Consider the following 22,752-nt stretch of genomic DNA (forward strand, 5'->3'; position numbering starts at 1 on the left):
GCGCATCTGGAATGGAGTTCGATATGGATCTGGGGTTGAAGGGCAAGAAGGCGATTGTTTGCGCCTCGAGCAAAGGATTGGGCCGCGGATGCGCGGAAGCTCTGGCTGAGGCAGGCTGCGACCTCGCGCTGAACGGCCGCGATAAGGAAACGCTTGCGAAAACCGCCGATGCGATCCGTCAGCGCTATGGCGTCGAGGTCAAGGAAATCGCAGGCGATGTCTCCCTGCCCGATGTTCAGGCCGAATTGATTGCCGCCTTTTCCGCGCCCGACATTCTGGTCAACAACAATGGCGGACCGCCCCCGAAGCCGTTCCGCGCGCTCGACCGGGAGGCAATTCTCGCTGGCGTCACGAAAAACATGGTCACGCCGATCGAGCTTATCCAGGCAGTGATCGACGGCATGGCCGAGCGCGGTTTTGGGCGCATCGTCAACATCACGTCGCTTTCGGTCTATGTGCCGATCCCGAATCTCGAACTCTCATCGGGCGCGCGCGCCGGTCTGACATCATTTCTTGCAGGCGTCGCTCCGACAGTCGCCGCGCGCAACGTGACGATCAACAGCCTCTTGCCCGGCAAGCTGGATACGGACAGGCTGCGCGGACTGGTCGCGGAAGGCGAGACTGAAGAGCAGCGCCGCGCGCGGCTCATCGCGAATATTCCTGCAAAACGCCTCGGAACACCGGAGGAATTCGGCAAGATTTGCGCATTCCTTTGCTCGGTTCATGCAGGCTATCTCACGGGGCAAAACATCCCGGTCGACGGCGGACTTTACGTAAGCGCGTTTTAACGCAGGGCTTTTCGTAATTTTGATGCGCAAACCGGTTGAAATCATTTCAATTCGGGCTAGGCATGCATCAGCCGAAAACATCGAGAAAAAACCGGGAAAGTTGATGATATGACCAAGAAAACGAAGCCGACCCGGTCCGATCTCGACGAAGCGGCCCTGTTTTTTCACAAATACCCCGTTCCGGGGAAACTGGAAATCCAAGCGACCAAGCCGCTCGGCAACCAGCGCGATCTGGCGCTGGCCTATTCGCCGGGCGTCGCGGCGCCCTGCCTCGAAATCTTTGAAGACCCGGCAACTGCCGCCGACTATACCGGCCGCGCCAATCTGGTTGCGGTGATCTCCAACGGCACTGCCGTTCTCGGCCTCGGCAATATCGGCCCGCTCGCCTCCAAGCCCGTCATGGAAGGCAAGGCCGTCCTGTTCAAGAAATTCGCGGGCATCGATGTATTCGACATCGAGATCGACGCACCGGAAATCGACCGGATGGTCGATACGATCTCCGCACTTGAGCCGACATTCGGCGGCATCAATCTGGAAGATATCAAGGCCCCGGAATGCTTCGAGGTAGAGGAACGCCTCAAAGCCAAGATGAAAATCCCGGTTTTCCACGACGACCAGCACGGAACAGCGATCATCGTCGCCGCCGCAGTGCTGAACGGTCTGGAACTGGCCGGAAAATCCATCGAGAACGTCAAGATCGTCACATCGGGTGCCGGTGCAGCAGCACTTGCATGCCTCAATTTGCTCGTTTCGCTCGGTGCACAGCGCGAAAACATCTGGGTCACAGACCGCTTCGGCGTCGCCTATAAGGGCCGGCTCGATGAAATGGACCGCTGGAAAGATCCTTATGTGAAGGACACCGAAGCGCGCACGCTGGCCGATGTCATCGGCGGCGCGGACGTGTTTCTGGGACTGTCGGCAGCAGGAGTGCTGAAGCCGGAACTCCTGAAGGAAATGGCCGAAAAGCCGCTCATTCTGGCGCTCGCCAACCCTAACCCCGAGATCATGCCGGAACTCGCGCGCGCCGCCCGCGCCGACGCCATGATCTGCACAGGCCGTTCCGATTTTCCCAATCAGGTCAACAACGTACTGTGCTTTCCTTACATTTTCCGTGGCGCACTCGACTGCGGCGCGAGCGCGATCAACGAGGAAATGAAGATGGCCGCGGTGCGTGCCATCGCAGCACTTGCCCGCGAAGAACCATCGGACGTCGCGGCGCGCGCCTATTCGGGCGAAACGCCGATTTTCGGTCCTGATTTCCTGATCCCTTCCCCCTTCGACCCGCGCCTCATCCTGCGCATCGCGCCAGCGGTCGCGCAGGCAGCGCACGATACCGGCGTTGCGACAAGGCCCATCGAGGACATGGCTGCCTATGTCGACCGGCTGAACCGCTTCGTGTTCCGCTCCGGCCTTGTCATGAAGCCGGTCTTCGAAGCAGCAAGGATCGCGCCTGCCAAGCGCGTCATCTTTGCGGATGGCGAAGACGAGCGCGTGATGCGCGCCGCACAAGTCGTGATCGAGGAAGGCATCGCCAAGCCGATCCTCGTCGGGCGTCCGAACGTCATCGACGTGCGCCTGCGCCGTCATGGCCTGAAGATTGAGATCGGCAAAGATTTCGAGCTCATCAACCCGGAAGACGATCCGCGCTACCGCGACTATGTCGATCTGCTGATCGAGCTCGGCGGTCGCCGCGGCGTGACGCAGGAAGCCGCGCGCACAATGGTCCGCACCAACAACACGGTCATTGCTGCACTCGCCGTCAAGCGCGGCGATGCGGATGCGATGATCTGCGGGTTGGAAGGCCGGTTCGAGCGCCATCTGCGAAATGTCGCGCTCATCATCGGCCGTCGCGCCGGCGTTTCGGATCGCGATCTTTCGGCGTTGTCGATGCTGATTTCAGCGCGCGGCGTGACGTTCTTCACCGACACCTACGTCACCGTCGATCCGACAGCCGAGGAAATCGTCGAAATGACGATCCTTGCGGCAGAAGAAATCACCCGCTTCGGCATCGAGCCAAAGGCAGCGCTGCTTTCGCACTCGAATTTCGGATCGCGCGATTCCGCAAGCGCCATGAAAATGCGCCGTGCTGCGGAAATGCTGAAAGAAATCGCGCCAGATCTGCAAAGCGATGGCGAAATGCATGGTGATTCTGCTCTTTCCGAGACCTTGCGGCACCGTGTATTCCCGCATTCGGCGATCAAGGGCGAAGCGAATTTGCTGGTTTTCCCGAATCTGGATTCCGCAAACATCGCGCTGACGACCACCAAGCAGATGCTGGACGCGCTGCATGTCGGCCCTATCCTGCTCGGCACCGACAAGCCTGCCCACATCCTCACGCCGTCCGTGACCTCGCGCGGCATCGTCAATATGACCGCCCTTGCGGTAGTCGAAGTTGCGAACAAGGCGCAGGCGATCGCGGCACTCCCTTCCGAAAGGAAGGGTTACTAACAGCTAGGCTGCGCATCGTAGCAAAGGCTTAACCGTCATCCCGCTAGGCTTTCGAAATCGAATTGAAAGTCTGCGGGAGAAGGTATGTCTGTGAAACTGATGGCGACAATTGCGATCTCGGCTGCGGTCTTCGCCGTTCCGGTGGAATCGCGTGCTGCCGGAACGGACTGCCGCCAGATCGAGGTGCAGCTCACCTCGGCAAACACGACTTCCACACGGCAGAACGATCTTCTGCGCCTGCGCGCAGCAGCGCGTGAAGCATCCTGCGACCAAGCGTTGTATGGCGAACGCGTGGCGACCTGCGCACGCTTGAATGCGCAAATTGCGGAAGTCCAGAACAGCATCGAAACGCTGGTCACGCAGCCTGCAACCGATCTCGATGCCCTGGCAGCGATAAATAATTGCCGTTCCACCGATCAGATCGTAGCGGGCAGCACCGACAACAAGCGTCTGATCAAGGAAATCTTCGGCGACAATCCGGAGAACGGCAGCGGTCGCGTCATGCATGTGCTGAACGCTTCCGCAGACACGTCCGCCAAGCCAAAAAGCAGCATCGAGATCATGCCGGAACAGAGCGCTGTTTCGTCGCCGTCATTCGTTCATCCCGAAGGTGAACAAAAGGCCGCGCCTCAGGAAGCTGCGCCGCAAAGTCCGTTGCGCGCAATAGACCCGGACCGGCCTGTCAGGATCGTCGGGCCAACTTTCCTTCCCGATCCTGCAGAAAGCATGATCGAAAAAGGCCCGTCCAGAAGCACCAATTAAGGCGTCCTTGCCGATCTTTAAGGCCGGCGTGCCAGCGCGGCTTCGCGCCCCAGAAGCGGCAGCAAATCCGCGAGCTCCGGCCCGGATGACAGGCCGGTAAGCGCCAGCCTCAAAGGCATGAAAAGACCTTTGCCCTTGCGCTTGGTTTCGCTCTTCACAATGTCCGTCCATTCCTTCCAGACAGTCACCCCCCAAGGCTCTTCTGGCAGAAGATCGAAGGCCGTGTTCAGGAACTCTGTATCCGCCTCGTCGAATTCCGGCTTTTCCGCCGGGCCGTCACGCAGGATTTTCCACCACTGCGCGGCATCCGAAAGCTTTTCGACATTGCCGCGAACGGCCAGCCAGAATGGCTCGGCGCTCTCGCCCGAAATGCCATGCGCGATCAGCCGGTCCCGCGCTTCCTCAAATGGCATATTGTGAAGGATCGTCTTGTTCAGGAGGATCAGATCGGCGGGATCGAATTTCGAAGCTGATTTCGACGTCGCCGCCGGATCGAATTTTTCGGCAAGCGCCGTCAGATTTGCGGCGGCTGCGACATTCTCCGAAGTGCCGATCAGCACGGCCAGTGACGCGACCGACATCGGCTCGATGCCAGCTTCGCGAAGCCCGCTGACCGAAAGCGCGCCTGTTCTTTTGGAAAGCCCCTCGCCTGAAGCAGTCGTCAGAAGATTATGATGGCCGAAAACCGGCGGCTCTGCGCCAAGCGCCTTGAACAGCGCAATCTGCACACCCGTATTGGTGACATGATCGTCGCCGCGAATGACGTGGGTGACGCCGAAATCGATGTCGTCCACGACGGAAGGCAATGTGTAGAGATAAGTGCCGTCTTCGCGCACCAGAACAGGATCCGACAGCGACGCCAGATCGACCATTTCATCGCCGCGAACGAGATCTTTCCAATGGACTTCGGTGCGCTGCATCTCCATCGGGTCGGACGTGAAATTGGGCAGCAGGAAGCGCCAATGCGGCTTGCGCCCGCCAGCTTCCAGCTCAGCCTTCTCATCATCTGTCAGCGCCAGGGCCTCGCGGCCATAGACCGGCGGCAGCTTGCGCGAAAGCCGCACCTTGCGGCGCAGTTCGAGCTCGTCCAGCGTCTCGTAGCATGGGTAAAGCAAGCCCGCTGCTTTGAGCTTTTCAACGGCAGCATCGTATTTGTCGAAGCGGCGCGACTGATAGTCTACCTCATCGGGAAACACGCCGAGCCAATGCAGATCGTAGAGGATCGCGTCGGCATATTCCTGCTTGGAGCGCAGAATATCGGTATCGTCGAAGCGTTGTATGAAACGGCCGCCGTTTTTTACCGCAAACAGCCAGTTGAACAGGGCTGTGCGTGTATTTCCGATATGGATATTTCCGGTCGGCGAAGGGGCAAAACGAACTGTTACAGTCATGATTGCCGCGTATCCGATGAACAAGGCGTTGGCAAGGCAAGTTTAACGCCGAAATGCCTTCATTTCCTAGGCCTGTGCCGCCACCGCGATCCCGTTGCGCAACCGGACTTTCCTCGACACATGAATCATCAGGACCGATATGGCGAGGCAATAAAAACCCATGACGATGATCTGAGCCGGATAGCTGACCCCGGCATCGATCAGGAAGCCGGTGAGACCCGGCCCGGCAGCCGACGCGAATACCATGGCTGAAACGACCAGCGCGCGGATGGAACCCAGATGGCCTAGCCCGTAGATTTCGGGCCATACGGCACCGAAAAGCGTCGTGGAAAGCCCGTTGGAGATGCCGAGCAGCGCCATAAAGGCAAAGACGCTCCATTGCGCCTCAAACCCGCCCAACACGAAGCAGGCAAGGCCAAGCGGCAGAAGAACGATCGGCAGCAGGCTGACCCCGGAAAATCTGTCGATCAACTGGCCGGAAACAAGCGTGAAAGCCGTGTTGACCAAGGCCGAAACGATAAAGGACGCTGCGAACAATTCCAGCGACCAGCCTCTGATTTCGACCAGATAGACCTGATTGAAGAAGATGGTGGTGACGATGAAGCCCGGCGCCATGACGCCAAGCATCGCCAGATAGAAAATTGGGTCGCGCAGCACTTCGGCCCGCGTCCAATCACGCGCATCCACAATGCGCGGCGACGGGTCAGTGTTACGCCTCTCCCGATTGACCGATACAAGCAAGAAAGTGAGCGGAAGCGCGACGAGAACCAATGCAGCCGCGGCGACCAGCCAGCCATTGCGCCAGCCGATGATGCCGGCAAGCGTGACGAAGCAGATCGGAAACAGCGCGTCACCTGCGTTGTGACCAAGAACGACGACCGAAAGCGCGCGCCCGCGCTGCGCCGCAAACCAGCGGGCAATGGCCGTATAGGCATTGTGGGTCATCATTCCCTGGCCGAAAAGACGCAGGAGGTAGATCGCGACAAAAAGGAAGAACAGGTTTTGCGAAAACGCCATCAGGCATGCTGCGAATGCCAGCATCGGCACGATAAAAAGCGTGACCCGCCCGACGCTGTGCCGATCGACGATCTGGCCGAGACGCGGCAGCGTCAGGGCGCTGAGAAGCGTCGCAGCCATATAGAGCGAGCCGAAGCCGCCATGCGTCAGGCCATATTCTTCGCGGATATGACCGGCAGAAAGCGAGATGAATGACGTTTGCCCCACCGTCGAAAAGAAGGTGAGCAGCATTCCGCCGCCGAGCCAGCGCGCGTTCTCGCGGATGAACGAAAAGAAAGCCTTCATCGGCGCGATGTTCTCTCGAAACGCATATACATGCCGTCGGTGGACGTCTTGAAGCCGAACTGCTCATAGAGCTTGTGGGCGTCGCCGGTGCGCAGGCTCCAGTAGGAAACATCGGCAAGTTCGGGATGGTCGAGCAGCGCGGCGATCAGTTTCTTGCCGACGCCCTTGCCGCGCAGTTCGGGCCAGACGATCACATCGCTGAGATAGGCGAAATAGGCGCGATCGGTGATCGCACGGCCGAAACCGACCTGCTTGCCATCGAGAAAAGCCGCGACACAAACCGAGTTCTTGAACGCGCGGGCATGGCCCTCATCGGTGCGATCTGCGCCCCAATAGCTCGCCTTGAGCTGTTCCGAAGTCGCCTGAAAGTCGATGCGGGACGTATCAAGGCTGATTTCGATTTCGCTCATTTTCTTTTCAAGCCAATGACTTAGGTGCGGTCCCTGAATCTGTTTGTGATCGGGTAACGGCGATCACGTCCAAAATTCTTCTTGGTTATCTTCACGCCCGGCGCTGCCTGACGCCTTTTGTATTCGGCTATGTAAAGCAGGTGCTCGATGCGATGCACCGTTTCGCGGTTGTGGCCGCGTGCAACGATGTCATCGACGCCCATCTCGTTTTCGACCAGGCATTCCAGAATGTCGTCAAGCACCGGATAAGGCGGCAGCGAATCCTGATCGGTCTGGTTTTCGCGCAACTCGGCGGACGGCGCCTTGTCGATGATGTTTGCAGGGATCACCTCGCCAGAAGGCCCAAGCGCGCCCGGCGGCACGGTCGTATTGCGCCAGCGCGAGATCGCATAGACCTGCATCTTGTAGAGGTCCTTGATCGGGTTGAACCCGCCATTCATGTCGCCATAAAGCGTCGCATAGCCAACCGACATTTCCGACTTGTTGCCGGTCGTCACGACCATCGAACCGAATTTGTTGGAAATCGCCATCAGGATCGTGCCGCGCGCACGGCTTTGCAGATTTTCCTCGGTAATGCCTTCTTTGGTGCCCTCGAAAAGCTGCGTCAGCGCATGTGAAAAACCTTCGACCGGCTCATGGATAGGCACGATGTCGTAGCGGCAGCCCAGCGCACGCGCGCAGTCCTCGGCGTCTTTCAGCGAATCCTTCGACGTATAGCGATACGGCATCATGACCGCGCGCAAACGCTCTTCACCCAGCGCATCGACGGCAAGTGCTGCGCAAATCGCCGAATCGATGCCACCTGAAAGGCCAAGCACGACATTCTTGAAGCCGTTTTTGTTGACGTAGTCGCGAAGCCCCAGCATGCAGGCGCGGTAATCCGCCTCTTCCTTTTCCGGGATTTTCGACATCGGGCCGTCAACGCATGCCCAGCCTTGAGGGCCACGTTTCCAAGTCGTTACAACGACCGCTTCCTCGAACTGGCTCATCTGGAAGGCCAGCGTCTTGTCCGCCGAAATCGCGAAGGATGCGCCGTCGAAAATCAGTTCGTCCTGGCCGCCAAGCTGGTTTGCATAAAGCAGCGGCAGGCCGGTTTCGATGACCTGCTTGATCGCGATCTGGTGGCGCACATCCACCTTGCAGCGATAATAGGGCGAGCCATTGGGAACGAGCAGGATTTCCGCGCCGCTCTCGGCCAGCGTTTCGCAAACGCCGAGTTCGCCCCAAATGTCCTCGCAGATCGGAAGACCAAGCCGAACGCCGCGAAAATTCACCGGCCCCGGCATTTCGGGTGCTGCCTGAAAGACGCGCTTCTCGTCGAATTCGCCATAATTCGGCAGATCGATCTTGTAGCGCTCTGCGATGATCTTGCCCGCATCCGCGATGACAATCGAATTGTGCACTCCGCTTTTGCGCTTCAGCGGCGTTCCCATGATAACGCCCGGCCCGCCATCGGCGGTTTCTTCCGCAAACTCCTGCACGGCCTTTTCGCAGGCCGAAAGAAACGCGGGTTTCAGCACCAGATCTTCCGGCGGGTAGCCTGCGATGAACAGCTCGGTGAACAGCACCAGATCGGCACCGGCGCGGGCGGCATCCGCCCTCGCCTCGCGCGCTTTGGCGAGATTGCCGGCGATGTCACCGACTATCGGGTTAAGCTGGGCGACAGCAATGCGAAGGACGTCGGGTGCGGCAGGTTTTTTGGTCATGAAATCGGTTTAGCGCGGGTCGCTTTTTCGGGCAATGGTGATCCTTTGTGCCACTGACGGTTGCCGTAAAAGCCTGCTTCAAATTCGCCCGATCCTGTGTCTCTTATGGAGTTGCCGCACCAAGAATTGAACGGAGCAGGTTCATGCAGCAGAAAATCAGTAAAACGGTCGCAGATCTCGCCAAACGCTGGCTGCGACGGGCCGAGGAAGATCTGACAGAATCGGAAAGCCGCGTCTTGAAAAGCGCGCTGGAACGGCGCTCGTTGACGAAAAACGCTTTCACGGCGCATGAAACATCCCGCTCGTTTGGCGCGCGGACTGCGGACGGTATCGCGCGCATCGGCGGTTCATGGGGCTTCATCCTCTCTTTTCTTGCGTTTCTGGTCGTATGGACGATCGGAAACACGATCCTTCTCGGCCGCGAGATTTTCGACCCCTACCCGTTCATTTTCCTCAATCTTCTGCTGTCGATGCTGGCGGCGATACAGGCACCGATCATCATGATGTCGCAAAACCGTCAGGCCGAACGTGACCGCACGGATGCAGCCCATGATTACGAGGTGAATTTGAAGGCCGAAATCGAGATCATGGCGCTGCACGAGAAATTCGACGAAATCCGCTTTCAGGAAATCCTTCTGATGCGCAATCAGATCGAAGAACTCACATCGACGCTGAAACGCATGGAAACGCTGCTTGCGGCCAAAACGTCACAAGCATGACGCACACGATCCATTTCCTGATCGAGAAATACGGCCTGTTCGCAGTTTTCCTCGGCTGTATCGCTGAAGGCGAGAGCGTCGCGATACTGGGCGGCTTTTTCGCTCACCAGAAACTCTTCATACCCTGGCAGACATGGGCCAGTGCCGCAGGAGGAGCTTTTCTGGGCGATTTCCTGATGTTTATGGCTGGCCGCCGCTTTGCCGATCATCCGCGCATCCGAAAATTGCGCGACACGCCGGGCTTCGAACACGCCTTCACGCTGGTTGAAAAGCACCCGAACCTGTTCGTCCTGCTAAATCGCTATGTCTACGGGTTTCGCGCGGTCGGCGGCGTCGCCGCGGGACTGTCGAACATACCCATCTACCGGTTTGTCATCCTCAACGGCATAAGCTCCATCATATGGGCCTCGCTGTTTTGCGGTCTGGGCTATGTTTTCGGGCTCGGCGCAGAACAGATCGTCGGTCAGGCACTGCTCAGACATGAAAAGCTTCTGATCGGTCTGGCAATCGGCCTTATCGCTGCTGGCACAGGATGGTTCGCCGCGCATCATTTCGCGAAGAAAAGGCGCGCATAATAATCAGATGGGGAAACCCAGCACGCGCTCTACCAGCGCCAGACTCCATACGCCGGCGGCAAGAATGGCGGCAATCAGCACCGCAAGCGAGCCGCAATCCTTGGCAAGCTGAATATCGACGTGGAACTCGCGGGAGACTGCGTTGCAAGCGGCCTCGATGCCGGTGTTCAGCACCTCGACCAGAATCACCACCAGGATCGCCGCGATCAGCAACGCATAGCCACGCCAACTGGTCGACAAAAACCAGCCCACAGGCAATGCAAGCGCAAGCAATATCACTTCCTGCTGGAAGGCCTTTTCGCTGCGCGACAATCTCATGAATGCCCGCACCGAGTTTTGAAACGCTTTTATCAGCCGGTCCATCAGGCCACTCCGAATCACGGCAAGGATTTTCCTCGCCTGCCGATCGTTTGAAACAACTATGTGACAATTGCCAGAGGACGGCTCATTCTTCCGCAACAGGAACGTTTGGCGTGGATCTGTCGAATTGCGGCAACCCATCGCATATTTCGTAGAAATCCCCCTTGTCCGCTACGAAAATATGGCATTCGCTGCGCAATTCGGACGGATTTTCGAAGGCACCGGCCATAATGGAAATCTTGGAGCTGTCATTGCGTTTCCAGAAAAGTGCTGATCCGCAAATCGAGCAGAATCCGCGACGAGCAAAATCCGATGCGGCATACCAGGTGACTTTTTCCAGACCAGAAATCTGAATGTTCTCGTCTTCAATGTCGGTTGCAGCGTAATAAAGCCCCGTCTGCTTGCGGCATTGCGAACAGTGACAGTAAACGATGCCCCGCAAACTCCCGCTTGTCTTGAATTTTACAGAACCGCAATTGCAGGATCCCGAATTTGAAGCGCTCAAAATTATCTCCTATCTGCAATTAAAAACCCATTGAACTTGAAACATTTTTTCAAATTGAGCTGCGGGATGAAAAGCTTTCGCTTCAAGCTTCTAGTCTACGAATTGCTATAGTTTTTTCGATCTCAAGCAATTAAGAAAACTTTAGCGTAAGAAGATATACGTTTGATCAGTTGAAGATATGGGGGCTCGATCTTCGTGACTGTGTATGATGCAACACGCGTTTTGTTCTGCTCGGCAAGGCACCGCATTGCTCGGTTGCCGCAAGCTATGCGAGCAGAACCCCCGGTAATGGCGAATTGAGGCTTCATGCAACCGGCAAAGCCCCAGACCGATCAGCCGACCGACATTGCATCGAGCGTCGTCGCCGCCATGCGTCAACTCGGCGTGATGGGAATTCCTCAAAACTACGAGATTTTCTACGAAGCCCTCACCGGCTCCAACCCGGCGCTGAGCATGGATGTCGTGTCTCTGAGCGCGCGGCCCAGCCAGGCGGAAATCGACGCGATCGGCCAAAAATATTTCGCCCATCATCATCAGCACAATCTGGTCGATCAGGCGCGCGAAGTTCTCGCCAAGGAGCTTGAGGACATTGCCGGCCTGCTGCGCTCCGAGCGCAACCATATCGAGAAATACGGCAAGATACTCGACGAGACCTCGTCCGGCCTCGGCACTCGCAGCATGTCTCAGGAATTGCTGCAGAAGGTAGCTGGCGCCATGTCCGCCGCCACGACATCGACGATCGATCACGGCCGGCAGGTCGCCAACGCATTGAGCGACAAGTCTGCGGAACTCGAAAGCGTCAAATCGAAGCTGGAAGAATACAAGAAGCTCGCCGATACCGACCCGTTGACCCAAATTCCAAACAGACGAGCCTTCGACAAAGAGATAGCGCGCATCTACGATTCCAAGAAGGACGTGATGTTCAAGGCGTTGATCCTGGCCGATATCGACCGTTTCAAGAACATCAACGATCGCTATGGCCACCCGGTCGGCGACCGGATCATCCAGATGATCGCGGAAATCTTCCGCACGAGCATTCTGAAAAACATGTTCGTCGCGCGCACCGGCGGCGAGGAATTCGCACTCATCGCGGAAGGCTTGAGCGAAGACGCGACCTTCGAGATCGCAGAACGCATCAGGCTGCTGATCGAGCAAACGGCGTTCACCAATACGCAAGCCGGGGTCGATTACGGCCCTGTCACTATTTCGATGGGTGTCTGCATGGCATCGGAGGCAAATGGCGCCGACGAGCTTTATGCGCAGGCAGACCGTGCGCTCTACCGTTCGAAAGTCCTTGGCCGCAACAAGGTGACACGTTTCTCCACCCTGCCCAGCTCAGGCCCGAAAAACTGGCTTCTTTATAAAAAGGACTGAACGCAGTCCTCTGAATGCAAAAAGCGGCTGCCTTTCGACAGCCGCTTTTTTGTTTGTCGCGGAAGCCGTTCAGGCTCCCTGAGCATAACTTACAGATTGACGACCTTCTTTTCCGTTGCCCCGACCTGCTTCTTCAGAAGGTCGGAAACGAGGAAAGCGAGTTCGATCGCCTGATCGGCATTGAGGCGCGGATCGCAATGCGTGTGGTAGCGATCCTGAAGCTCCTCGGCCGTAATGGCGCGCGCGCCGCCGGTGCATTCGGTAACATTCTTGCCCGTCATCTCGATGTGAATGCCGCCCGGATGGGTGCCTTCTGCGCGATGAACGTCGAAGAACGTCTGAACTTCCTTCAAAATGCGATCGAAAGGCCGCGTCTTGAAGTTGGCCGCGGTGATCGTGTTGCCATGCATCGGATCGCAGGACCAGACGACCTTGCGGCCTTCGCGCTGCACGGCGCGAATGAGCTTTGGCAGATGATCGTCCACCTTGTCTGCACCGAAACGGGCGATCAGCGTAAGACGGCCCGCCTCATTTTCCGGGTTCAGTTTGTCGATCAGTTCGATCAGATTATCCGGCGTCAACGACGGTCCGCATTTCAGGCCGAGCGGGTTCTTGATGCCACGGCAATATTCGATATGCGCATGGTCGGCCTGACGTGTACGATCGCCGATCCAGATCATGTGGCCCGACGTCGCATACCAGTCGCCCGAGGTGGAATCGACGCGGGTCAGCGCCTCTTCGTAGCCGAGCAGCAGCGCTTCGTGGCTGGTGTAGAAATCCGTCTCGCGAAGCGCGAAATTGTTTTCCGACGTAATGCCCACCGCGCGCATGAAATCCATGGTTTCGGTGATGCGATTTGCCAGCGCCTGATATTTTTCACCCTGCGGGCTGTCCGACACGAAGCCGAGCATCCACTGGTGGACGTTTTCCAGATTGGCATAACCGCCCTGCGCGAAAGCGCGCAGAAGGTTGAGCGTCGCAGCCGACTGGCGGTAAGCCATTTCCTGGCGCGCCGGGTCCGGCACGCGCGACTTCTCGTCGAACTCGATGCCGTTGATGATGTCGCCACGATAGCTCGGAAGCGTCACGTCGCCCTTGGTTTCGTTGTCCGAAGAGCGCGGCTTGGCGAACTGGCCCGCAATGCGACCAACCTTAACGACAGGCTGTGAGCCTGCGAAGGTGAGAACGACGGACATCTGGAGGAACACGCGGAAAAAGTCGCGGATATTGTCCGCGCCATGTTCCGCAAAGCTTTCGGCGCAATCGCCGCCCTGAAGCAGGAAAGCTTCGCCGTTCGCGACCTGAGCCAATTGTTTCTTTAGCTTGCGCGCCTCACCTGCAAAAACGAGCGGCGGAAACGTTGCAAGACGCGCTTCCGTTTCCCGCAAAGCAGCTTCGCTGGGATAAGCCGGAACCTGCTGGATTGGCTTGGCTCTCCAAGAATTCGGCGACCATTTCGTCATCGCAACACCCAATTTCTAGCAACGGGCACTTCGCCCCAACCGCCCAACATGGACGGGAACGCGGCTCTATACCGCAAGCGACCCGACTATTCCACCCCGCGAAGGCAGTTTCAGGACTGCTCGACCCGTTTGCCGTTTTTCACCGTGTAGGTCGGCTTATACATCGTCACGAGTTCTTCGGCAGCCGTCGGGTGAACCGCCATCGTCGCGTCGAAGTCCTCCTTGGTCAGTTTCGCTTTCAGCGAAATGCCCAAAAGCTGCGCCATTTCCCCTGCATCGGGTCCGAGAATATGCGCACCGACGACGCGCCGGCTCGCCGCATCCACGACGAGTTTCATCAGCATTCGCTCATCGCGTCCGGCCAGCGTGTTGCGCATCGGCTTGAAGGACGCGCGATAGATTTCCAGTGCGTCGTATTTCTTTGCCGCATCGTCTTCCGAAAGGCCAACAGTGCCGATTTCCGGCTGCGAAAACACCGCCGTCGGAATGCAGTCATGGTCCGGCTTGGTCGGATTGTTCCTGAAAGCGGTTTCGACGAAGCACATGGCTTCATGGATCGCTACCGGCGTAAGCTGCACACGGTTCGTGACGTCGCCGACCGCCCATATGTTATCGACATTCGTGCGCGAAAACTCATCGACCTCGATCGCACCGGTTACATCGGTTTTCACACCGACATCTTCCAGGCCCAGATTGCTGGTGTTGGGCGCACGCCCGATCGCCAGCATATGCTGGCCAACCGTCAGCACCTCGCCTCCGGTGATCGTCACGTCGAGGCGGCCATCGTCGCGCTTTTCAACCTTCTTGGCGACGGACTGGCAGATGATGCGTATGCCCTTCTTCTCCATCGCTTCATGAAGCGATTTGCGAAGGTCCATGTCGAAGCGGCCGAGAATCTCAAGTCCGCGATAGATCAGCGTCGTCTTGACGCCCAATCCATGAAAAATATTGGCGAATTCGACGGCGATGTAGCCGCCGCCCTCGATGCTGATCGCGCGCGGAAGTTCCTGCAGATCGAACGCCTCGTTGGAGGAAATGCAATGCTCATGGCCTGGCAGCGATTTGTGCTCGCTCGGCCAACCGCCGGTCGCGATCAATATCTGATCCGCGGTGACAGTGCGGTTTTCGGCTTCGAGCCTGATCGTGTGACTGTCCACCAATACGGCGCGTGTGCGGAACACCGTGCCGCCTGCCCCCTGAACACCGCCCTGATAAAGCCCTTCAAGCCGCGCGATCTCGCGATCCTTGTTGGCGACGAGCGTCTTCCAGTCGAATATCGAAGGTCCGACTTCCCAGCCATAGCCCGCCGCATCCTCGAAATGCTCGGCAAACTGTGAGGCGTAGACGTAGAACTTTTTCGGTACGCAGCCGCGAATGACGCATGTGCCACCGAAACGGAACTCTTCGGCTATCGCGACCCGCTTGCCCAATGCAGCACTTACCCTTGCTGCGCGAACGCCGCCGGAACCGCCGCCAATGACGAAAAGATCGTAATCGTACTCGGCCATATCAGTCTCCAAGGGTTGGTGCGTACGCACCGCATTTATGCAAGTCGCTGCAAGAAGAAAAGCCCGGCACTTGGCCGGGCTTTGAAAAGGCATATAGCGAAAGCGCGATTACTGCTGCGGAGCCGTTGGCGCAGCCGGAGTTGGCATTTCCGGAGCAGGAACGGACTGACCGCCTGCCGCCGACAGCGTCTTGCCAACTTCTTCGGCCAGATCGCGTGCAACGCCGCGCTGCCAGATTTCGGCAGCCTTTTGAACTTCGCGCGAGACGATTGGGCCGTCAGCGATAAGCTTCTTGCCCGGCTCGGAGTTGTAGAACGCCGCGATTGCCTTCAGATCGTCGATCGGGAAAACGCGCGCATAAGCGAGGGCTGCTTCGCGCTCGAGGTCCGAGCGGCGCGCTGCCAGCGCAAGTGTTTTCTCGTCGACCGTCGAGGTGACCAGCGCCTGCATGTCCGGGTTCTTCTGGATCAACTGGCTCTTCAGTGCGGCTGCAGCCTGCGGAAGAACGCCATCATAGAAGTCGGTTGCGTTGATTGCATCGACGGCTTGACGTGCGGCCTGAAGATGATCTGGCGCGATTTCCTGCGAAAAGGCGGGCGAAGACAGCGCAATGATTGCCGTAGCAGCGAATGCTGCAGCGAGACGATTTGCGCGATAGACCAGCGTCATGATGGATTGAACTCCCTGTTTATTCGGCGGCGTAAACGGTTTCTATACCGTTCTCGCCTGCCACGATCGCGACATTTGCAAGACCCAGAAATAGACCGTGCTCGACAACTCCCGGTATGGCGTGAAGAGCATCCGAAAGCGCTCTTGTATCTGGAATGCGGCCAAAAGATGCATCGACAATGAAATGACCGCCGTCTGTAACAAATGGCTGGCCCTCCGTCATCCTCAATGTGAGCGGACCGGAAAGTCCAAGCGAATCGGCGGCGCGCGCGATGGCGATTTCGGTGGATTTCAGGCCGAACCGATTGACCTCGATGGGAAGCGGAAACTGCCCGATCGTCTGCACCAGCTTGGATTTGTCGGCAATGACGATCATACGCTCGGATGCCGCGGCAACGATCTTTTCGCGCAGCAATGCCCCGCCTCCGCCCTTGACCAGCGTCAAATGCGGATCGACCTCGTCGGCTCCGTCAATCGTCAGGTCGAGTTCTGGCAGATCGTCCAGCGACGAAAGCGGAACGCCAAGCTGCATGCACAAGGCTGCCGTGCGCTCGGACGTCGGAACGCCGATGATCTTCATGCCGGTCGCGATCTTTTCGGCCAACAGTTTTACGAACTCTTCCGCTGTCGATCCGGTGCCGATGCCGAGCCGCATTCCGCTCGACACATGGTCGAGTGCCGCCCGCGCTGCCTCGACCTTCAATGCTTTTGGGTCCATGAAATTCTTGATCTGCCCTTTTGAAACGGATGCGCTCCTAACATTTTTGCGGGCACTGGCATAGACCTTATGCATTGCTTGCGAGGCTTTACGCCTTTAATCAGGGGCGAAACCAGTTGCGGGAGAAACCATGCAAAGACCCATCATCGTGTTCGATCTGGACGGAACGCTCGTCAACACGGCGCCCGATTTGCTGGACAGCCTCAACCACATTCTGGAATCAGGCGGGCTGGTCCCTGCCGAATCTGCCGGCTTTCAACGCTTCGTCGGCCATGGCGGACGCGTTATGATCGAACGGGCCTATGCAGCACAGAACAAGGCGCTGGAAAAGGCCGAGCATGACCGGCTCTTTGATCTTTTCATCGAACATTATGGCGCGAACATCCCCGGAAAATCGCTGCCCTATCCGGGCGTACTCGACGCTTTGGAGAATTTCGAAAAGGCCGGCTATCTGATGGCCGTCTGTACGAACAAGACCGAAGCGCTGTCGCGCCTGATTATCGACGCGTTGGGAATGAACCATTATTTCGCAGCGATTTGCGGGGCGGACACGTTCGATTTCCGCAAGCCCGACCCGCGCCATCTGCTGGAAACGATCAAAATGGCCAATGGCGATCCGTCGCGCGCTGTCATGGTCGGCGATTCCCAGACAGACATCGACACGGCAAAGGCTGCGGGCATTCCGGTCGTTGCCGTCGATTTTGGCTATACGGACCGTCATGTGCGGGAATTCGAGCCGTCGAAAGTCATTTCGCATTTCGATGAACTGACGCTGGAACTTGCTGAAAGTCTCATCCGCTCGGCGGCAGCGTAAAACACCCAAACCACGGCTTGACTTGGCCAAGGGCGGACCATTATATCGCGGCTCGCTTGACCTCCAGTTTCAAGCGGGCGCGTAGCTCAGCGGGAGAGCATTCGCTTCACACGCGAAGGGTCACAGGTTCAATCCCTGTCGCGCCCACCATTTTCCAACGATACTTGCTGTTCTACCTTTTCCGCAGGCGCCCGTGTCGCCTCGACCCGCACAATGGCGTCGCTCAGCTTCGTGTCGCGGTCATAGACATCGCCGAAATATTCGACCTGTCCCGCCGCATTCGGCCATGCGGTGAAGTAAGCGATATAGACGGGTATCTTGCGTGTAACCTTCTCGCCCGAATGCCCCTGCTTCAGCTTCTGCGCAACATGCTCGACCGTCGAGCCCAGAACGGCAGCCGCCATGCCGCGCGGGTCCTGAAGGCGCACGCAGCCATGGCTGAAGGCGCGTGAATCGCGATCGAACAGCGCCTTCTGCGGCGTGTCGTGCATATAGATCGCATGCTTGTTGGGGAACATGATCTTCAACTCGCCCAGCGCATTCGCCTCGCTCGGCGCCTGGCGCACATTGAACGGCACCCTGCCGCCATACTGGCTCCAGTTGATCGCCGAAGACGGAATGCGCTTGCCCTTCGAATCCGTGACTTCATAGCCCGAACGGTCAAGATAACCGGGATCGTTGCGCAGGCGCGGCAGCATTTCGTTGACGATGATCGACTGCGGCACGCCCCAATACGGGTTGTATTCCACCCGGTCGATCTCGTCGTAGAAGAAGCTGGTCTGGTTGGATGTCTTGCCAATGACCGTGCGCGTCTTCAGCTTTTCCTGGCCGTCCTCGATATAGCTGGCCGTGAATGCCGGCTGATTGATGAAGACATGTGTCGCGCCCAGATCCGAAGGCATCCAGCGAAGCTGCTCCATCGCATTGGAGACTTTCAGAAGCTTGTCAGCCTTGGAGGTTCCCGCAACCTCGGAAACGGTGCGCGGGCCGATCACGCCATCGGCCTTCAAGCCTTCTTTTTTCTGAACCGCCTTGATCAGCGGGATCAGTTCGTCCGCGTAGAGTTCGCTGGTTCCGAAACGGGTCAGCGTATCGCTGAATTCCTGACGCTCGGTCTCGTCGAGATCGCGCGAGATCAATTGCAGGAGTTTGGGAAGCTCCGCACTCGTCTGGCCGGGCTTCAGAAGCAGCTTCGCATCGACGATGATGTCGTTCTCCGCACTTTTGCGAAGCGCATCGAATTCGCGATGCAAGGCCTTGTAGGCGTCATTCTGCGGCGCGCGTGAATCGAGGAACGCCGCAACGTCGTCAGCACCCGAGACCGCCTTCAGGACAGCCGGAAAATCGATCTTCTTGGCGGGAAAGTCGTAATAGCCGGAGATGCGGTTCGGATCGATCCGGCCACCCTCGATGTCACGGACATAGCGCAATATTTTCGCCGACAGGATCATCTCGAAACGGATGGCGGCATTGCGCTTGGCCGTGTCGTCCTGATCGTTAGCTGCCAGTTCGGGTATGGATACGCTGTAATCGGCAGGGTTCAGCCCGTGGCTGGCCGCTTGTGAAAGCGCTTCGATGGCATCGGCGGCGCGCGCATTGGGCACACCGTCCGTTACCCAGATGAATCCCGGCTCAGCCGCATAATAATCGGTCAGCGCCTTGCCCAGATCCTTCTCCGCGAGAAGCTCGAACCCGTCGAGACCGGCGAGCGCATCGGGAAAATTAATACCGTTCATCGGCGGGCCGAATGCCGCGTTCTGCGGCCTGTCGGTCAGCACCGTGAAATCCACGCGCTGCAAGGCATCGGCCTTGTAGGTGTAGTAGGCTGGTGCGGATATTTTCTTTATCGGCGCGGCAGCACTACTACGCACAGCAGTCTTCTGCTTGCGTGTCGGCGCCGCTGGCGGTGGCGGAAATTCAGCGCGTTGCGCGCGTTTCACGCCGCCGCCGAAAAGCCCTTCGAACAGGCCCTGCGCATTGGCAGAAGGAACACCGAGCGTCAGCGAAGCTGCGAGAGCAAGCAGAGTGAGGGCGGTTGCATTCTTGCGGATCGTCATCGGTCACCCTCTTTGGCCAGAATACGCCAACATCCTGAACGTGTATTCGGGATGCCTCTTCGCGCAAGGCGAATGTATGGCGTGAGCGTAACGATTCATACCGATTCCATTAAGGTTCCATTAATCCTGCGGAACTGTTGCACAACTGCCTCGAAGACGCGCTCAGGCCTTCAATGTCGATGCCGCCCTCCTCCCTCGCGGTGCGTCCGCCTTGACGAAGAAGCCGCGGATGAAGGCAGCAAGCGCGACCGATAGACCGATTGCGAGCACCCACCATGCCGGGCGTATCATGTATGAAAATTGCAAGTTTGCCGCGAGAACCCGCTCCGGCGGAACGCCTGTAGCCAGCGCATACCAGGCATATTCCACGCCTGCGGTCGCCAGTCCGGCAAACACGGCCAGCCCCGCCAGCACCCATGGCGACGACAGGGAGAACCCGCGCCAATGCGCGATGCGATAGCTCATCAGCAACATGAAAAGACCGGCCATGATCGTGGCTTCGAATACGTCCGCCTTGGTTTGCAGGAAGAAATGCAAGCCGGTGAGAATGGCGATCGCGTACACGATTTTGTGAAGCTGGTTCCACTTCTTGCCAAGTCTTTTGACCGCGGCATCGGTGGAGGTCGCCGCCAACGCAGCCAGCCCGAGAAGCGAGACGAAGCCGATCGTCAGATAGAAGCGCAGCACGATCTCGCTGGATACCCGCCACAAATCCCACTTCTGGTCGGTGATGTAGAGAAGGAAATGCGTCAGCGCATAGAAGAAGGCCGCAACGCCTATCATGCGCCGCACGATGATGAATTTGGGCCATTGCCCTATGCGCCGCAGCGGCGTGATGGCAAGCGACAGCCACAGGAAGCGTATCGCCCAATCACCCGTCTCATGGATCGCTTCGGTGATAGGCCGTGGGCCGAGAAGCCCGGCGGCAAAATAATAGGTGAGCAGCAGCGCCGGAATAAGCAAAACGGCCAGAACCGCCGTTTTGAAGGGTGAGAATTTACCGGCTCGGTCGGTCCATGGCATCATTACAGAGATAACTCCATTGTCTGCCATACATACGGTTCATGCCGCGCTAGAGTTTTCGCAATCACGAAGCGGTGACCTAACGATCCCGCGACATGCCCTTTTCCGAAAGCTCTGCCAGATAGGCGTTCCAGCGATCCGTTTTCTCATGGCCGAGCGCGTGGAGATAATTCCATGTGAATATGCCGGTGTCGTGAGAATCATCGAATATGATGCGGACCGCGTAGTTTCCGACCGGCTCTATCCGCGAAATCGTTACCTCGCGCTTTCCCGGTACCGTCACGCGCTGTTCGGGCGAATGGCCCTGCACTTCCGCCGAAGGGGAAACGACGCGCAGGAATTCGGATGGCAATTCAAACGGCGCATGGTTCGGAAAAGTCACCGTCAGCAGCTTGCGGTCTTTTGATACACGTAGTTCTTTTGGAGCGGTCATGCGTTAAGCCTCAATCTGCAATCGAATATCACCTACGCCTGTTTTCGCTGTCATAAAAGCGCCGAAAGCGCTGGCCATTGCTCGAAGGCAAAGTAGGGTGTTACCAAAGCATAAGAATACTAAGGGCTTGAACCTTTGTTCGCTTCCCACGACATAAGAAGGAAGCGATAAAAAGAACGAGCCAAAGGGAACGCGGAAACGTCATGGAAATGATCGACCCATTTGGAAGAGCGATCAGCTATCTGCGCGTATCGGTGACCGATCGCTGCGATTTCCGCTGCACATATTGCATGGCGGAAGACATGACCTTTCTGCCCCGCAAGGATCTTCTTTCGCTTGAAGAGCTGGACCGGCTCTGCACCGTCTTCATAGAGAAGGGCGTCAAAAAGCTGCGCCTCACCGGCGGCGAGCCGCTGGTGCGCAAGAACATCATGCATCTCGTGCGCCAGATTTCGCGGCATCTCGAAAGCGGCGCTCTGGAAGAGCTGACACTGACGACGAACGGCTCACAGCTCGCGCGCTTCGCCGACGAGCTTGCCGATTGCGGTGTCAGGCGCATCAACGTTTCGATGGACACGCTCGATCCTGAAAAATTCCATACGATCACGCGCTGGGGCCATATCGACAAGGTCATGGCAGGCATAGATGCGGCACAGGCCGCAGGCATCCACGTCAAGATCAATGCGGTTGCGCTGAAAGGCTTCAACGACTGCGAAATCCCCGAAATGCTGCGCTGGGCCAATGGCCGCGGCATGGATATGACGGTCATCGAAACCATGCCGATGGGCGAAATCGATGCGGATCGCACCGATCAGTATCTGCCGCTTTCGCTGCTGCGCGCCGATCTGGAGCGCCAGTTCACCCTGACCGACATTCCCTACAAGACTGGCGGTCCTGCCCGCTATGTCGATGTCGCGGAAACCGGCGGCAGGCTCGGCTTCATCACCCCGATGACGCATAATTTCTGCGAGAGCTGCAATCGCGTCCGCCTCACCTGCACCGGCACGCTATATATGTGCCTTGGTCAGGAAGACGCGGCCGATCTGCGTGCACCGCTTCGCGCATCGGAAGGCAATGAGCTTTTGTCGAACGCAATAGACGAAGCCATTGGCCGCAAGCCTAAGGGCCACGATTTCATCATCGACCGCCGCACCAGCAGGCCGTCCGTCTCACGCCATATGAGTGTTACCGGCGGATGATCTGGCGCGTTTTTCGCCCGAACCTGCTTAGCAGCGCGCTTCTTTCGGCAATTTTGCTCACCTTTGCGGTGAATTCGGCAATTGCCGAGCAGAAAACCTACAAAAATCCGCGCTTCGGAACGTCAGTCACCTTTCCTGCCGACATATTCATCCGCAGCATGGAACCGCCCGCCAATGGTGACGGCATGAGCTGGAGCTCGAAGGATGGCGCGGTGCTTTCCGTTTTCGGCAGCAACAACGCACTGGACGACACGCCAGCCGGCTATGCCAAGCGCATCGAGGACGAGCCTGGCAAGCGTATAACCTACAAGCGCATCGCCGAGGACTGGCTGGTCATCTCCGGCGTGGAGAAGGAGCAGTTCTTCTACATGCGCTATCAGTTTGGCGCCGATGGTGTGATCCACGGCCTCGTGATGCGCTATCCCTCATGGCGACACAGCACTTACGACCCGCTTGTCAGCAAAATCGCAGCAAGCTTGGATGGCCCATAAGCACTCGACTGGTCCTACCCTTTCTCGTTGCAGTTGC

General features: G+C 57.9%; 22 protein-coding genes and 1 tRNA gene. 10 read left to right on the forward strand and 13 right to left on the reverse strand.

The features are described from left to right. Nucleotides 1-23 precede the first annotated feature (23 nt). The 3 genes from ABFT80_RS10420 to ABFT80_RS10430 all read left to right on the forward strand — a co-directional run bounded on the left by ABFT80_RS10420 (nt 24) and on the right by ABFT80_RS10430 (nt 3,998). Nucleotides 24-788 (forward strand): SDR family oxidoreductase, encoded by a 765-nt coding sequence (locus tag ABFT80_RS10420; protein WP_347971846.1) that lies wholly within the window; start codon nt 24-26, stop codon nt 786-788. Between the two features lie 108 nt (nt 789-896). Beyond that, nucleotides 897-3,236 (forward strand): NADP-dependent malic enzyme, encoded by a 2,340-nt coding sequence (locus ABFT80_RS10425; protein ID WP_347971847.1) that lies wholly within the window; start codon nt 897-899, stop codon nt 3,234-3,236. Nucleotides 3,237-3,320: 84 nt separating this feature from the next. After that, complete coding sequence (locus tag ABFT80_RS10430) at nt 3,321-3,998, forward strand: hypothetical protein (protein ID WP_347971848.1); 678 nt, start codon at nt 3,321-3,323, stop codon at nt 3,996-3,998. A 17-nt stretch (nt 3,999-4,015) separates the two neighbouring features. On the opposite strand, the gene gltX is transcribed toward ABFT80_RS10430, so the two are convergent. The 4 genes from gltX to ABFT80_RS10450 form a co-directional block, all read right to left on the reverse strand. Next, nucleotides 4,016-5,389, reverse strand: a complete 1,374-nt coding sequence (gene gltX, locus ABFT80_RS10435) for a glutamate--tRNA ligase (RefSeq protein ID WP_347971849.1) — start codon at nt 5,387-5,389, stop codon at nt 4,016-4,018. 66 nt (nt 5,390-5,455) lie between these two features. Beyond that, nucleotides 5,456-6,691 carry an MFS transporter gene (locus ABFT80_RS10440; RefSeq protein WP_347971850.1) on the reverse strand — a complete coding sequence of 412 codons (1,236 nt, stop codon included), beginning with the start codon at nt 6,689-6,691 and terminating at the stop codon, nt 5,456-5,458. Beyond that, entirely contained in the window at nt 6,688-7,101 is a 414-nt protein-coding gene (locus ABFT80_RS10445) for a GNAT family N-acetyltransferase (protein WP_347971851.1), read from the reverse strand. Before ABFT80_RS10445 ends, ABFT80_RS10440 begins: the two co-directional genes overlap by 4 nt. A gap of 20 nt (nt 7,102-7,121) precedes the next feature. Further along, the gene (locus tag ABFT80_RS10450) at nt 7,122-8,807 is read right to left on the reverse strand and encodes an NAD+ synthase (RefSeq protein WP_347971852.1); all 1,686 of its coding nucleotides are present in this window, start codon (nt 8,805-8,807) and stop codon (nt 7,122-7,124) included. A 155-nt stretch (nt 8,808-8,962) separates the two neighbouring features. Here ABFT80_RS10450 and ABFT80_RS10455 point away from each other — a divergent pair, with 155 nt between their 5' ends. Then, a complete protein-coding gene (locus tag ABFT80_RS10455; RefSeq protein ID WP_455189924.1) occupies nt 8,963-9,526 on the forward strand; it encodes a DUF1003 domain-containing protein in 564 nt (187 codons plus the stop codon). Further along, nucleotides 9,523-10,101 (forward strand): DedA family protein, encoded by a 579-nt coding sequence (locus ABFT80_RS10460; protein ID WP_347971854.1) that lies wholly within the window; start codon nt 9,523-9,525, stop codon nt 10,099-10,101. Before ABFT80_RS10455 ends, ABFT80_RS10460 begins: the two co-directional genes overlap by 4 nt. Nucleotides 10,102-10,104: 3 nt before the next feature. Here ABFT80_RS10460 and ABFT80_RS10465 read toward each other — a convergent pair whose 3' ends face one another. Beyond that, nucleotides 10,105-10,464 (reverse strand): diacylglycerol kinase, encoded by a 360-nt coding sequence (locus ABFT80_RS10465; protein ID WP_347971855.1) that lies wholly within the window; start codon nt 10,462-10,464, stop codon nt 10,105-10,107. Nucleotides 10,465-10,546: 82 nt separating this feature from the next. Beyond that, nucleotides 10,547-10,966, reverse strand: coding sequence for a GFA family protein (locus tag ABFT80_RS10470; RefSeq protein ID WP_347971856.1), 420 nt, complete (start codon nt 10,964-10,966; stop codon nt 10,547-10,549). A 306-nt stretch (nt 10,967-11,272) separates the two neighbouring features. On the opposite strand from ABFT80_RS10470, the gene ABFT80_RS10475 reads away from it, so the two are divergent. Continuing rightward, nucleotides 11,273-12,340: a GGDEF domain-containing protein gene (locus ABFT80_RS10475; RefSeq protein ID WP_347971857.1), complete on the forward strand. Its 1,068-nt coding sequence runs from the start codon at nt 11,273-11,275 to the stop codon at nt 12,338-12,340. A gap of 89 nt (nt 12,341-12,429) precedes the next feature. Here the strand turns inward: ABFT80_RS10475 and ABFT80_RS10480 are convergent, their stop codons facing one another. The 4 genes from ABFT80_RS10480 to rpiA all read right to left on the reverse strand — a co-directional run bounded on the left by ABFT80_RS10480 (nt 12,430) and on the right by rpiA (nt 16,698). Beyond that, nucleotides 12,430-13,803: a class II 3-deoxy-7-phosphoheptulonate synthase gene (locus ABFT80_RS10480; protein WP_347971858.1), complete on the reverse strand. Its 1,374-nt coding sequence runs from the start codon at nt 13,801-13,803 to the stop codon at nt 12,430-12,432. A gap of 110 nt (nt 13,804-13,913) precedes the next feature. Then, nucleotides 13,914-15,311, reverse strand: coding sequence for a glutathione-disulfide reductase (gene gor / locus ABFT80_RS10485; RefSeq protein ID WP_347971859.1), 1,398 nt, complete (start codon nt 15,309-15,311; stop codon nt 13,914-13,916). Nucleotides 15,312-15,419: 108 nt separating this feature from the next. Further along, entirely contained in the window at nt 15,420-15,980 is a 561-nt protein-coding gene (locus ABFT80_RS10490; protein ID WP_347971860.1) for a DUF2059 domain-containing protein, read from the reverse strand. A 19-nt stretch (nt 15,981-15,999) separates the two neighbouring features. Then, on the reverse strand, nt 16,000-16,698 hold the full coding sequence (rpiA, locus tag ABFT80_RS10495) for a ribose-5-phosphate isomerase RpiA (RefSeq protein ID WP_347971861.1): 699 nt from the start codon (nt 16,696-16,698) through the stop codon (nt 16,000-16,002). Nucleotides 16,699-16,828: 130 nt separating this feature from the next. Here rpiA and ABFT80_RS10500 point away from each other — a divergent pair, with 130 nt between their 5' ends. Continuing rightward, the gene (locus tag ABFT80_RS10500; protein ID WP_347971862.1) at nt 16,829-17,512 is read left to right on the forward strand and encodes a phosphoglycolate phosphatase; all 684 of its coding nucleotides are present in this window, start codon (nt 16,829-16,831) and stop codon (nt 17,510-17,512) included. A gap of 75 nt (nt 17,513-17,587) precedes the next feature. After that, nucleotides 17,588-17,662 (forward strand) — tRNA-Val (locus tag ABFT80_RS10505). Here ABFT80_RS10505 and ABFT80_RS10510 read toward each other — a convergent pair. From ABFT80_RS10510 to ABFT80_RS10520, 3 genes are all read right to left on the reverse strand, one after another. Beyond that, nucleotides 17,641-19,569, reverse strand: coding sequence for a L,D-transpeptidase family protein (locus ABFT80_RS10510; protein ID WP_347971863.1), 1,929 nt, complete (start codon nt 19,567-19,569; stop codon nt 17,641-17,643). The genes ABFT80_RS10505 and ABFT80_RS10510 overlap by 22 nt on opposite strands. 162 nt (nt 19,570-19,731) lie before the next feature. Continuing rightward, nucleotides 19,732-20,595 (reverse strand): protein-methionine-sulfoxide reductase heme-binding subunit MsrQ, encoded by an 864-nt coding sequence (locus ABFT80_RS10515; RefSeq protein WP_347971864.1) that lies wholly within the window; start codon nt 20,593-20,595, stop codon nt 19,732-19,734. 76 nt (nt 20,596-20,671) lie between these two features. Further along, nucleotides 20,672-21,025, reverse strand: coding sequence for a DUF971 domain-containing protein (locus ABFT80_RS10520; RefSeq protein WP_347971865.1), 354 nt, complete (start codon nt 21,023-21,025; stop codon nt 20,672-20,674). 203 nt (nt 21,026-21,228) lie between these two features. Here ABFT80_RS10520 and moaA point away from each other — a divergent pair, with 203 nt between their 5' ends. Together moaA and ABFT80_RS10530 are read left to right on the forward strand one after the other, a co-directional pair. After that, nucleotides 21,229-22,224: a GTP 3',8-cyclase MoaA gene (gene moaA / locus ABFT80_RS10525; protein WP_347971866.1), complete on the forward strand. Its 996-nt coding sequence runs from the start codon at nt 21,229-21,231 to the stop codon at nt 22,222-22,224. Next, entirely contained in the window at nt 22,221-22,715 is a 495-nt protein-coding gene (locus ABFT80_RS10530; RefSeq protein ID WP_347971867.1) for a hypothetical protein, read from the forward strand. The genes moaA and ABFT80_RS10530 overlap by 4 nt, the downstream gene beginning before the upstream one ends. Nucleotides 22,716-22,752: the final 37 nt, after the last annotated feature.

It is taken from the genome of Foliimonas ilicis (assembly GCF_039939195.1).
Classification (GTDB): Bacteria; Pseudomonadota; Alphaproteobacteria; order Rhizobiales; family Rhizobiaceae; genus Foliimonas; species Foliimonas ilicis.